General features: G+C 58.5%; 7 protein-coding genes. All 7 read right to left on the reverse strand.

What is annotated here, in order from left to right; genetic code table 11:
• Window positions 1-20: 20 nt before the first annotated feature.
• Window positions 21-2,672 (reverse strand): glycosyl hydrolase 115 family protein, encoded by a 2,652-nt coding sequence (locus EU556_RS15010; RefSeq protein ID WP_135434966.1) that lies wholly within the window; start codon window positions 2,670-2,672, stop codon window positions 21-23.
• A gap of 97 nt (window positions 2,673-2,769) precedes the next feature.
• Window positions 2,770-3,864: an endo-1,4-beta-xylanase gene (locus EU556_RS15015; RefSeq protein WP_135434967.1), complete on the reverse strand. Its 1,095-nt coding sequence runs from the start codon at window positions 3,862-3,864 to the stop codon at window positions 2,770-2,772.
• A gap of 209 nt (window positions 3,865-4,073) precedes the next feature.
• On the reverse strand, window positions 4,074-5,681 hold the full coding sequence (locus EU556_RS15020; protein ID WP_135434968.1) for an alpha-N-arabinofuranosidase: 1,608 nt from the start codon (window positions 5,679-5,681) through the stop codon (window positions 4,074-4,076).
• A 255-nt stretch (window positions 5,682-5,936) separates the two neighbouring features.
• Window positions 5,937-7,268, reverse strand: coding sequence for a xylose isomerase (xylA, locus tag EU556_RS15025; RefSeq protein WP_135434969.1), 1,332 nt, complete (start codon window positions 7,266-7,268; stop codon window positions 5,937-5,939).
• Window positions 7,246-8,769, reverse strand: a complete 1,524-nt coding sequence (locus tag EU556_RS15030) for a xylulokinase (RefSeq protein ID WP_135434970.1) — start codon at window positions 8,767-8,769, stop codon at window positions 7,246-7,248. Before EU556_RS15030 ends, xylA begins: the two co-directional genes overlap by 23 nt.
• Window positions 8,770-9,285: 516 nt before the next feature.
• Window positions 9,286-10,416 carry an endo-1,4-beta-xylanase gene (locus tag EU556_RS15035; protein WP_245327697.1) on the reverse strand — a complete coding sequence of 377 codons (1,131 nt, stop codon included), beginning with the start codon at window positions 10,414-10,416 and terminating at the stop codon, window positions 9,286-9,288.
• Between the two features lie 82 nt (window positions 10,417-10,498).
• Window positions 10,499-12,484 carry a sialate O-acetylesterase gene (locus EU556_RS15040; RefSeq protein WP_135434972.1) on the reverse strand — a complete coding sequence of 662 codons (1,986 nt, stop codon included), beginning with the start codon at window positions 12,482-12,484 and terminating at the stop codon, window positions 10,499-10,501.
• Window positions 12,485-12,549: the final 65 nt, after the last annotated feature.

Here is a 12,549-nt window from a genome sequence, read left to right on the forward strand (position 1 = left end):
TGGTAACGGTAATACTAACGCTAGCGGCGGCCAACGCTGCCCTTTCCCGCAGCAGATGCCGCAGCAGGGCTTTCGGGCGGACCGAGGTAGCTAGCAGGCAATGTGCCGCGGCTCACAACCAGCTTTTCCAGCACTACGCCGGGGTCTACACGCCAGAACTTCAGCGTGTGCGTGCCGGCTGCGGCCACATTGTGCTGCGAGTTCTTGATGATAATGCTCTCCGCCACAGCCTGCTGCCATGGTCTGTTGCCATTCTCGGCCGCTAGGCCAGTGTGCAAATTCACTATCTGCGGAGCTTCATCGTCAATTGATACGGCGTAGCGCAAGCCTTGGCCGTTAGTGAAATTGAGAGTGGGCGCCACGTAGGCCTGCACCGTAACAGGACCTGCCTGCTGCAGCGTGATGGTGTACTGCAGGTGGGGCGACTGGCCACCGGGGGCAGCCTCCGCCGTAGCCGTCACCGGGAAGGTGGTCACGGCGCCAAGGGTGCGGCCCAGGTCGGGCAGGTTCTGCCAGGTAGTAGCGCCGTTCACGGCTTTGGTGTAGTGCTCAGCCTCAATGCTCACGTAGCCATTGCTTTCCTGGAAGCCTGCGCCAGTGGTAGGGGCGGCTACTGGCCTAGCGGCTGTTACAGGCGCAGTAGCTGGAGCGGTGGCGTTGGTGAGGGTTTTCACCTCGGGCATTTTCTGCTCGTTGGGCTGCTGCCAGTAGGTATAGCCAATGTGGGTCTGGTCCATCATGTGGTTCCACTTGCCCCCGGCTACGGCGTGGTAACGCTTCGTGATTTCGGCGTCCTTGGCGTACAGGGCCTTGGCTTTCTCGGCCAGCTCGTTGGTGTTCACCTGGCCTTTCTGGGCGGCATCGTGGTTTAGGGCCACGGTGTAGTACAGCTCATTGAGGTTGGCGCAGGCCTCCACGGGGTGCAGCACCAGCTGGTAGTAGGCGTCGCGGGCGGTGGCGGGCAGCTTCTGGTTGATGGCCTCGGCGCGGGTCAGCAGTTGGTTGTAGTCGGCCACAACGGTAGCCCACTCGCCGGTGGCGAGGCTGTAGGTTTTCTGGTCGAGCAGCTCGGGCTTGCGGCGGGCGTTGTACTTGGCGTACTTGGCCAGAATGTCGGCAATATCGTCAGCATTCTTTTCGCCGAATTGCTGGGCCGCCCAACGCTGGGTGTAGGCCGCTACGTCGGTAGCTTTAATACGGTCGGGGTTCCAGGCGTAGTCGAGAAAGAAGCTGATGGGCAGCTCCATGGGCTTCAGGTCGCCCACGTTCACAATCCAGATCTGGTTGGCGCCGTACTCGTGAGCCAGGTGCATTTGCTCCCAGATGCGGGGCAGCGGGTTTGTGTTCAGCCACTTGTAGTTGCGCGGACCGCCCACGTAATCGAAGTGGTAGTAGATGCCGTAGCCGCCGCTGCGGGGCTTCTCGCCGGCCTTGGGCAGCTTCCGGATGTTGCCCCAGTTGTCGTCGCACAGGAGCAGGGTCACGTCGTCGGGCACGCGCATGCCCCGGTCGTAGTACTCTTGCACCTCTTTATAGAGGGCCCAGAGTTGAGGGGTCTGGTCGGCGGGCTTGCCGGTGGCTTCGGCCAGAATCTTGCGCTGGTCGGCCACAATGCGCTCCAAGAGGGCAATGTTGCTTTCCTCGCTCATGGGCTCGTCGCCGTCGCCGCGCATGCCCATAGTCACAATGCTTTCCTTGGTGCCCATGTTCACGATGCCCTGACGCCAGAAGTCTTCTAGTGTTTTCTGGTTGGTCTGGTAGTTCCAGGGGCCCGAGCCGAAGCGCTTCCACTCCTGCTGAGCGCGCACCATGGGCTCGTGGTGGGAAGTGCCCATTACCACGCCATACTCATCGGCCAGCACAGGGCTTTGCTTGTCGTCGTCGTTGAAGGCGTTGCCCCACATGGCGGGCCACAGGTAGTTGCCCTTCAAGCGCAGAATCAGCTCAAACACGTGCACGTACATCTTCGAGTTGATGCCCCCAAACTTCTCCTTGGCCCAGCCGCTCAGGGCCGGCGCTTCGTCGTTGAGGAAGATGCCCCGGTATTTTACCTTCGGCTCGCCCTGGGTGTGGCGGCCCGCCGCTACATACAGGGCTTTCTGCTGCTTCACCGGCACATCGGCCCACCAGTACCACGGCGACACGCCCATCTGCTGCGACAAATCATAGATGCCGTAGATGGTACCGCGCTTGTCGCTGCCAGCTACCACCAGGGCGCGGTCTACGCCGGCCATGGGCTTTTCCACCACCTGCACCAGCGAGGCCTCCCACTTGCCAGCAATGCCCGATACATCGAGCTTCTTGCTTTGCACCAGTTGGTCGATGAGGGGGCTTTTACCTATCGTCCCGATGAGCACCACCTCTTTGCCTTTGGGGGGTTGGTCGGTACTCAGCGTGGACTGCAGTTGGGTAACGCGGTTGATGTCGGCCTGCAGGTCTTTAGCGGCGCGCAGTACGCCGGGCCAGTCCTGGGAGCTGGCAAACAGCGGCGCGGTTTTGCCGGAGGCCGCCAGCGTGAAGCCGCCTTTACCTTTCTTGGCGGATACGTACTGCTCGCCTAGACCAGTTGGTGTATCGGCCCAACTGTGGGTGTAGGCTAGTAAGAACAATGCGCACAGCAGCCAGCGGGCAAGCTGGGCTGGGCGGCTCGGATAGGAATGGAAAATAGACATTGTGGGCGGAAAGGAAATGGCTGAATGAGTAGCTTGGAGGTAACACGAGAACGAAGCTTCCCCTCTCAGTTGAGGCGAGGAGCTTCGTTTCTACCTGCTAGAAGTTGACAACTTCCTGGAAAGCTTTCTTGGGCTTCAGGTTTTGGTCGAAGAGCAAAGGGTAATTTTTGCGACCGGGTACGGGGTAGGTATCCAGCCAGCTGTACTGGTCCGACACGTTCCAGAAGGTAACGCCCGTCAGCACGTTCTTGTAGTCGCGAAACACGCGGAAGAACATCTTGTACTGCTCGGCCTGCTTCTTCTCCAGCTCCGGCGTGTACGCATCCGACTCATCGGAGCGCCGGGCGCGACGCTCCTTTTCCCAAGGGTAAATAGATACGTCGAGCTCGGTAATCTGCACCTTCAGGCCTAGCGAGGAATACTGCTCAATGGCCTTGCGCAGCTCCACCGCCGTAGGCTCCTGCAACGACCAGTGTCCCTGCAGACCTACGGCGTCAATCGGCACTTTGGCGTCCTTCAGCTTTTTGAGCAGCTTGTATACCCGCTCCCGCTTTTCGGGGCGTTCGGTGTTGTAGTCGTTGTAGAATAGCACGGCCTTGGGGTCGGCCTCGTGGGCGTACTCAAAGGCTTTGGCAATGAAATCTTCGCCGCAGATCTGGTACCACTCTGAGTTGCGCAGGAACTCGTTGGGGTTGTCATCAATGGCTTCATTCACCACATCCCAGGCGTAAATCTTGTCCTTGTAGCGCTTCACCACCGTGAAAATGTGGTCGTGCAAGCGCTTGAGCAATACTTCTTTGCTCACCTGCTTACCCTGGGCATCCTTGAACAGCCACTTAGGCGTTTGCTCGTGCCAGAGCAGGTTGTGGCCGCGCACGCGCAACTTGTTCTGCTGGGCAAAGTCTACGATGGCGTCGGCGTCGGTCCAGAAGTAGCGGTTTTCCTCCGGATGAATCGGGCCCATTTTCATGGCGTTTTCCGGCGTGATGCTGTTGAACTGCTGCTTGATCAACTCGGCCTCGCTGCCTTTCAGCTGCTTAGCACCCACGGCCACGCCCACCGGGAAATAGTTTTTATAGGCCTCTTTCAGCGTCTTCTCGGAAGCCGGGCGCTGGCTGCTCAACAGGCCTAGGCCACTGACTAGCAGGGCCGCCAGAGAGAATTTGCGTACGGGAAACAGGGTGGTTTTCATAGAACTTGGGAGGAAGTTTATCTGGTCGTCATGCTGAGCGGAGTCGAAGCATCTCTACCTCTAGCTAACTAAGTGGCCTAGGCCTATTGCAACGAAGCGGGAGAGATGCTTCGACTCCGCTCAGCATGACGGTTTCTTTGGCAACGTCAGCAGGCGAGATGTCTCGACAGGCTCGACATGACGGGCTAGACGGTGTGTTTAATTACTGATTACTTCAACTCCAGCACTACCACCGACTGTGGGGGTATTTCCACGGCTAGCTTATCGCCGCGCTTTTTGGCGCCGCTGAAGCTGGCCAGCTTCACGGTGTTGGGCTTCTCAAAGGTGTTGTAGTCGTTTACTTTCGGCGAGGTCAGGATGCGGCCCGAAACCGATTTCCAGGTTACCCCACCCAGGGCTGTTTCCAGCTTCTGGCTCTTCTTGGTATCGAGGTTGACCAGGGAAATGTGCACCACCCCGTTCTTGTCTTTGGAAGCCGAAGCATTTAGGGCCGGGATTTTCTCGTTGCCCATCACGTACTCAGGGCTGGAGAACTGCAGGGGCAGCAGCTGCGCATCCTGATGCACCTGGTACAGATCGAAGACGTGGTATGTAGGCGTGAGCAGCATCCGCTCCTTATCCGTCAGCACCAGGGCCTGCAGCACGTTTACGGCCTGGGCCAGGTTAGCCCCGCGTACTCGCTCGGCGTGGTTGTTAAAAATGTTGAGCGTGGTGCCCGCCACCAGGGCGTCGCGCAGGGAGTTTTGCTGGTACAGGAAGCCGGGGTTGGTGCCAGGCTCCACGTCGGTCCACACGCCCCACTCATCCACCAGCAGCGCCACCTTTTTCTGGGGGTCGTACTTGTCCATGATGGCGGAGTGGCGCGTCACGATATCCTCCATTTTCAGGCAGTTGCGCATGGTGTTGAAGTACTCCTGCTCCGAGAAGCCAGTAGCCTTCCCCTTGCTGCCATTCCAGTTGCCAGTGGGCAGTGTGTACTGGTGCAGGGTCAGACCCCACATCATGTTGAGCGGAATGTTCTTCATGCACGTCTCCGTCCAGTTGGCATCGTCGCCGTTGGCGCCGCTCACAATGCGCTTGAGCGGCGGCGAGCCGGGGTAGTTGTGGGCGAAGGTGGCGTAGCGCTTGTACACGTCGGTGTAGTAGTCGGCCGTCATGTTGCCGCCGCAGCCCCAGCTTTCGTTGCCGATGCCCCACATGGTTACGCCGTAGGGCTCAGGGTGGCCGTTTTGCTTGCGCTGCTGGGTCAGGGGCGTGTCAGCGTTGGAGTTGAGGTACTCCATCCAGGTAGCCATTTCCTGTACCGTCCCGCTGCCCACGTTGGCCGCCAGGTAGGGCTCAGTGCCGAGCAACTTGCACAACTCTAGAAACTCGTGGGTGCCAAAGCTATTGTCCTCGGTAGCATCGCCCCACCACGTGTTGATGGTGCGGGGTCGCTGGGCCGTGGGGCCCACACCGTCGCGCCAGTGGTAGGCATCGGCGTAGCAGCCGCCGGGCCAGCGCAGATTGGCTACTTTAATCTTGCGCAGGGCCTCCACAATATCCATCCGGATGCGGCCTTGCTTGGGCACGTTCAACTTCTCATCCACCCAAAACCCATCGTACACGCACCGCCCTAGGTGCTCGGCAAAGTGCCCGTAAATGTGCTTGCTGATTTGCAGCTTCGGGTCGCCGGGCTGCACGGTCATCTGCACGGTTTGGGCCGCGGCCCCATAGGACAGGCCTAGGCCAAGTCCCAGGGTGAGGGCGGCGCGGCGCCAGGCAGATTTGTTTTGTTGGAGGTTGCCAGCGAGGGCGGATGGGATGGGAACAGGCATATGTGGAACGGAAAGGAGGAACAAGGTGGGCATAAAAAAACGCCATGCCGAGCGAAGGTAGGAGCATCTCGCGTGCTAACGCCAACAGGTGGTATCCCGGCGGCGCGAGCGAGATGCTTCGACTTCGCTCAGCATGACGTTCCTTGCGTAGGGTCTCTGCTGGACCCCGTATTACATCATCTACGGATAAAACGGCCCCGGCCGGCCCCCCAATTCCCTTTCCCCTGAGTTGCCAGCCGGTTTCGTTTTAATCCGTTAGATGTATTGGTTGATGATGGCTTCCAGCCACTCCTGCTTGCCGCTGCGGGGCGTAGGCTCACCCGACTTATGGGCAATGGTGCGCAGGTCTTCCAGAGTCAGTTGGCCGTTCTCGAAAGCCTTGCCTTCACCCGAGTCGAACGAGCTGTAGCGCTCGGTGCGGAACTTGCGGTAGGGCGACTTCTCCAGGATGTCGTTGGCTACTACCAGGGCGCGGGCGAAGGTGTCCATGCCGCTAATGTGCGCAATGAAGATATCCTCTAGGTCAGTAGAGTTGCGGCGGGTTTTGGCGTCGAAGTTGATACCACCGTGCTGGAACCCTCCGGCCTCCAGGATGATGAGCATCGACTCAGTCAGCTCGTTCAGGTTGTTGGGGAACTGGTCGGTATCCCAGCCATTCTGATAGTCGCCACGGTTGGCGTCCATCGAGCCCAGCATGTTGGCGTCGGCCGCTACCTGCAGCTCGTGCTGGAAGGTGTGGCCGGCCAGCGTGGCGTGGTTTACTTCCAGGTTCAGCATGAAGTCGTTCTCCAGGCCGTGCTCCTTCAGGAAGCCGATTACGGTAGCGGCGTCGAAATCGTACTGGTGCTTGGTAGGCTCAGCGGGCTTGGGCTCAATGAAGAACTTACCGGTGAAGCCTTGCTTGCGAGCGTAGTCGCGGGCCATGGTCAGGAAACGACCCATGTGCGCCTGCTCCCGCTTCATGTCGGTGTTGAGCAGGGTCATGTAGCCTTCGCGGCCACCCCAGAACACGTAGTTCTCACCGCCCAGGGCGATAGTGGCATCCAGAGCATTCAGCACCTGCGTACCGGCGTGGGCTACTACCTGAAAATCGGGGTTGGTGCTGGCGCCGTTCATGTAGCGCGGGTTCGAGAATACGTTGGCCGTGCCCCACAGCAGCTTCACACCGCTGGCAGCCTGGTGCTCCTTGGCGTAGTCAACAATAGCCTGCAGGTTGCGCTCGTACTCCTGCAGCGAGGAGCCCTCGTCTACCAGGTCAATGTCGTGGAAGCAGTAGTAAGGCGCGCCGAGCTTGGTGAAGAACTCGAAAGCAGCATCCATCTTGTCCTTGGCGCGGCCGATAATGTCGCCCTGCGCATCCCAGGCAAACTGCTTGGTGCCGGGGCCGAATGGGTCGCCGCCGGTGCCGGTGAAGGTGTGCCAGTAGGACACCGCAAAGCGCAGGTGCTCCTTCATAGTCTTGCCCGCTACGATGCGGTTCTCGTCGTACCACTTAAAGGCAAGCGGGTTATCAGACTCGCGGCCTTCAAAACGGATAGTATCGATGCCGGTGAAGAATTCCGTCTTAGAAAGCGTGTTGGTGGACATGCCGGGGGGTGGTTTGTTGTGGTAGAATCGAATTCAAATTTTCTTGCCAGCGGGCGTAGGCCACCTGGTATTGCTCTTGCAGCTCGGGCGTAGGCGTTTGGGTCAGGATGCGCTCCAGGCCTACGAAGGCGTCGTCGGTGCTGGCGTACACGCCTGCTCCTACGCCGGCACCACGGGCGGCACCCTGGGCCGCGTCGGTGTTGTAAAGCTCCAGCTCCACGCCCGCGCAGTTCACGAAAGCTTCACGGAACACGGGGCTCAGGAACATGTTGGCGTTACCGGCCCGTACTTTGCGCACCTGCACGCCCGATTGACGCATGATGTCGATGCCGTAGTTCAGGGCGAAGACGATGCCCTCCTGGGCGGCGCGCAGCACGTGGTTGCGGCTGTGCACGTTGAAGTTCAAGCCGCGCAGCTCAGCGTTGGTCGGCCGGTTTTCCAGGATGCGCTCGGCACCGTTACCGAAGGGCAAGAACACGAGGCCCTCCGCCCCTACTGGCGCCTGGGCGGCCAGTTGGTTCATTTCATCGTAGGGCAACTCCCCTACCACCTTGCGCAGCCAGCTGTTTAGAATGCCAGTGCCATTCATGCACATCAGCACGCCGTTTTTGGGCTGCTCAGGGGTGCTATTCACGTGTACAAAGGCATTCACGCGTGACTGAGGGTCGGCGGTAGGCGTTTCACTGATGCCGTACACCACGCCGCTGGTGCCTGCCGTGGCGGCTATTTCGCCAGCGTGTAGCACGTTCAGCGAGAAGGCGTTGTTGGGCTGGTCGCCGGCTCGGTAGCTAATGGGCGTTCCGGCGTGCAGTCCTAGCTCCTGGGCGGCTTCGGCTGTTAGGCGGCCCTGCTCCGAAAAGGTTTCTACCACCTCGGGCAGCAAGTCGCGGCTGATGCCGTAATAGTCCAGCAGATCCTGAGCAATGCCCTGCTCCCGGAAGTTCCAGAATACGCCTTCCGACAAACCCGATACGGTGGTCTGCATCTGGCCGGTCATCTGGTAGGCGATGTAGTCGCCGGGCAGTTGAATCTTATAAATCTGGGCGTACAGCTCGGGTTCGTTTTCCTTTACCCACTTCAGCTTAGATGCGGTAAAGTTGCCCGGTGAGTTTAGGTAGTTGCTGAGGCAGTGCTCCTCTCCTAGCTCGGCAAAGGCCTGGTTGCCCAGGTCCACGGCGCGGCTGTCGCACCAGATAATGGCGGGGCGCAGCACTTTGCCCTCCTTGTTCAGGAGCACTAGCCCGTGCATCTGATAGGTAATGCCAATACCGGCTACCAAGGAAGTATCAAAGCCGTAGTTGTGCTTCAGCTCCTGGGTGGCGTTGATGGCTTCCTGCCACCACCGCTCGGGGCGCTGCTCGGCCCAGTCGGCAGCCTCCACCGTAATTTCCATTTCCTTCTTGGGCGACGTCACGCTGGCCAGGCATTTGCCGGTCTCCGCGTTGAGCAGGGCCACCTTAATGGAGGAGCTACCGATATCGTACCCTAATAAGTATTTCATGGGTGGGGCTGAGAAGCAGAAGAAGTGGCCTACCGACCAACTTCAAGGCAAAATCCTATTTACCACACAAAGCATAAGCAAATTCAGACGGTGGTGTGTAACCACTCACCCCCTACTTGTGCTTCGTTTGATAATCGAATATACAGCAACAAACTTTACGGAACGCCAGATAAAAAAGGCGCTAAAACGCTGAAATCGAAATAAAAATACCGAAACCGTTTCCGAAAACGGTTGTGATAGGTCTGGTGCCTCAATTTTATTTTCGTAGAATATCTTCAAATAGTCAAACACGAAAAACGCGAGCCCCCATCATGGCGACTCGCGTTGTATATCTAATAGTACTATTTACTTAAGCCAGTTTAGAATCGTAGGCCAGTACCTTTCTTTATACGAAGCTAATTGGGCGCTCCGCCACTCTATATATATAGCCTTACTGGCCTAGCAGGCTTAGCTGAAAATGTACTGATGCTTATTTCAGGCTAAGCTCGTGCAGTGGAGTCTTGGCTCAATTTTACTCTACTGCTTGTTCTTCTGGGCTACTTGCACTACTTCCCGGAAGGCCGGCTTTGACTCGTAGTTGCGGTCGAACAACAGTGGATAGCTGGTGCGCCCTCTAATAGGCCAGTCATTCAACCAAGAATCGGCATCTGTAACGCCCCATAGCGTAACGCGGTCAATGACGTCGCGGTGCTTGCGGAACAGCGTGAATAGGTCGGCGTACCGCTTGGAGAGCTGCTGCTGCACGGAGTCGGGCAGGCCGGCCTGGTACGGATTGTATTGCGAGGAGGCGGCGTAGTTTTCGGATATATCAGCACCTCCTTGACGGCGGCTAGGCTTAGGCAGAACATCAACGTCCAGCTCAGTAAAGTTGACGTGCACCCCCAGTTTCGAGAAGGCGACAATGCTGGCCTCAATCTCCTCAATACTGGGCTGTTTCAGGCCATAGTGTCCTTGCATCCCGATGGCCGTTACCTTGATGCCTTTCGCCTGCAAGCCTTTTACCAGCTTAATCACCCCCTCCCGCTTTTCTGGGCGGTAGAGGCTGTAGTCGTTGTAGTAGAGCTCGGCTTTGGGGTCGGCCTTGTGAGCATACTCAAAGGCTTTTGCCGCGAAGTCTTCGCCGAGGATTTCCAGCCACTTAGTTTTGCGCAGGTCGCCTTGCTGGTCGTCAATAGCTTCATTTACCACGTCCCAACCGTTAATCTTGCCCTTATAGCGCCCTACTACAGTGTTGATGTGCTCTTCCAGACGCTTCAGTAGCACTTCCCGGCTCACCGGTTTGCCAGCTTCATCCTCAAACACCCACTTCGGCGTTTGCTGGTGCCACAGGAGCGTATGTCCAATGATGAACATTTTGTTCTGCTGCCCAAAGGCTACGTAGTCATCAGCGGGCTTGAAATTATACGTATTGGGCTGCGGATGCACCGGGCCCCACTTGAGCAGGTTCTCGGGGCTGATGGTGTTGAACTGCTGCTTGATCAGGGCCGTAGCTTTAGCGTCCTGGCCGTTGATCTGGCGGTTGTTAAGCGCCGCGCCCACGTAGAAATCCTTTCTGAACGTGTCTTTCAGCGTGGGCTGCGCCTTTTGCACAAACCCTAAGGCTACCCCTGCTAAGGCAGTGGTAAGCAGAATGTTTCTTGTATTCATGGATAAGGTCATTGCCAAGGCGCGGGCTCCTCTTCTTCATGCGCCCTAAATGACCGCATGAAGAAGAGGAGACTGGCCTAGCTTAGTTAGTTTGAAAGGTTGAGGCTGGTAATCCTTCTTTGTTGTAGAGCTTCGTGCCCTCGGGGTTATCGGCCCAGGCGTAGCGCACTGATACCGGCTGCGGCACCTGGTCGCTCCAGACTACCACCTTGTTGCCCTCAATTTTGGCCTTGGCCCACACGTACTTCTTGTCGGCCCCTGCAATGGCGAAGTACTGCAAGTTGTCGCCACCCTTGGCTACCAGCCCGCTACCGGTGTTGGTAAAAGAAAGAGTGACTTTGTTGCCGTTCACCTGCATCGACTGGTACAGAGGCCCCATGCCCACCACCTTTTTCTCGCCGTAGGCCACTAATTGCGCTGCCAGCGCGAGGCGGTGGCCTACTGTCTGCTTATCGAGGGGATGAATATCGTTCCACTCACCCACATCGAGAAGCACGGCCATAGCCGTATTCGGTACGGTTAGCGTGCGGCGCTGCGCATCACGCAGGGCAGCCCAACCACTCTCGCTGGGCTCCTTCTTCACGGCCATGAAGTTGGGCAGCTGCGCGTACACGAAGGGCAGGTTGGGGCGCTGCATCTGCTGGCGCCAGTCGGTAATCAGGGAGGAAAGCAGAGCCTGGTAATCCTCCGGGTGGCCAGCGTTCGACTCGCCCTGATACCAGAGCACACCTTTCACGGCGTAGGGCAGCACGGGCGCAATCATGCCATTGTATAGGCCTCCGGGTTGGTACTGAAAAGTGGTGGTGCCCGGCGTGGGCGACATGGTGGCGCCGAGCTTGTACTGCCAGGGGCCGCGCAAGTCAATGGTTTGCCCGCCGGCCGCCAGCTGGTAAGTTTTGTCCATGGTAAAGCCGCCGCGGCCGCCGTTGCTGATGAGGCGCACCACAATCACGTTCTTGCCAGCCTTCAGTACACCGGGCTTAAAGTCGTACTTGCGGGGTGGGTACTGGTAGCCGGTGGTGCCCACCAGTTGGCCATTGATGTAGGTAGAGTCGGCATCAACCAGGGTCCCCAACTCCAGGCGCCCCGACTGGCCTACCATGCTGGCTGGCACGTCTACCTCCTTCCGGAACCATATCACCCCGTTCACGGGGCCCAGCGGGGTTTGGTTGGCCCAGTAGCCGGGCACGTTCATGGTGGCCCAGCCGGTGGCGTCATACGTAGCGGCCGACCACTTGGGCTGGCCCGGCTGTTCGCCCTGGTCGGTTTGGTGCAGGCGCTTGTACCAGTCGGCTACGGCAGCACCCTCGCGCTGCCTAATGCTGGCTACCAAAGCACTGTCGCGGTATTTAGCGCCCTGCTGCTCGTAGGTAGGAAACTTCTTTAGGGCGTCGGCGCTCAGCCAGGCTTCGGCCGGCGAGCCACCCACGGCATCCTTGATAATCCCTACCGGCACCTGATACTTGGCGCTGATTTCTTTTGCGAAGAAGTAGGCTACGGCCGAGAACTTGAGCACGTTCTGCGGGGTGGTGCTCACCCAACTGCCACCCGTTAGGTCGGCTTTGGGGCCTTTGAAAGCGTAGGTCAGTGGCACCTCAAACTGCCGGATGCGAGAGTTATTGGCCTGGGCTACCTCCTGCGGGTACTTGTCGCGCACCCGGCTCATGGGCGTCTCCATATTCGACTGCCCCGAGCAGAGCCACACGTCGCCCACCAGCACATCCTTCACGGTGAGGTGGTTGCTGGCCGTGATGTCCATTTCGTAGGGGCCGCCGGCCTTTTGCGCGGGCAGGCTAATCTCCCATTTGCCATTAGTGCCGGTGGTAGCCTGGTAGGACTTCCCATTGAATTTTAGGGCTACTTTCTCGCCGGGTTTAGCCCAGCCCCAGATGGTCAGTTTGGTATCGCGCTGCAGCACCATGCCGTCGCTGACCAGCTTCGGTAGGCGCACCTGCGCGTGCGTTTGGGTGGGAGTCAGCAGAAAGCTGCCAAGTGCGGCCAGCACCAGACCGCGGCCTAGCGCTAAGGGCCAGAGTGAGGTAGAGCCAGTGAGAGGAGAGTGAGTCATGTGACTACAGTTTGTACTACTAAAGTTTCGTATTGTGAGTGGGTACTTGTTTAGGGAGGCGCACC

Origin of the sequence: Hymenobacter fodinae (genome assembly GCF_004745825.1) — a bacterium.
Taxonomy (GTDB): Bacteria; Bacteroidota; Bacteroidia; order Cytophagales; family Hymenobacteraceae; genus Hymenobacter; species Hymenobacter fodinae.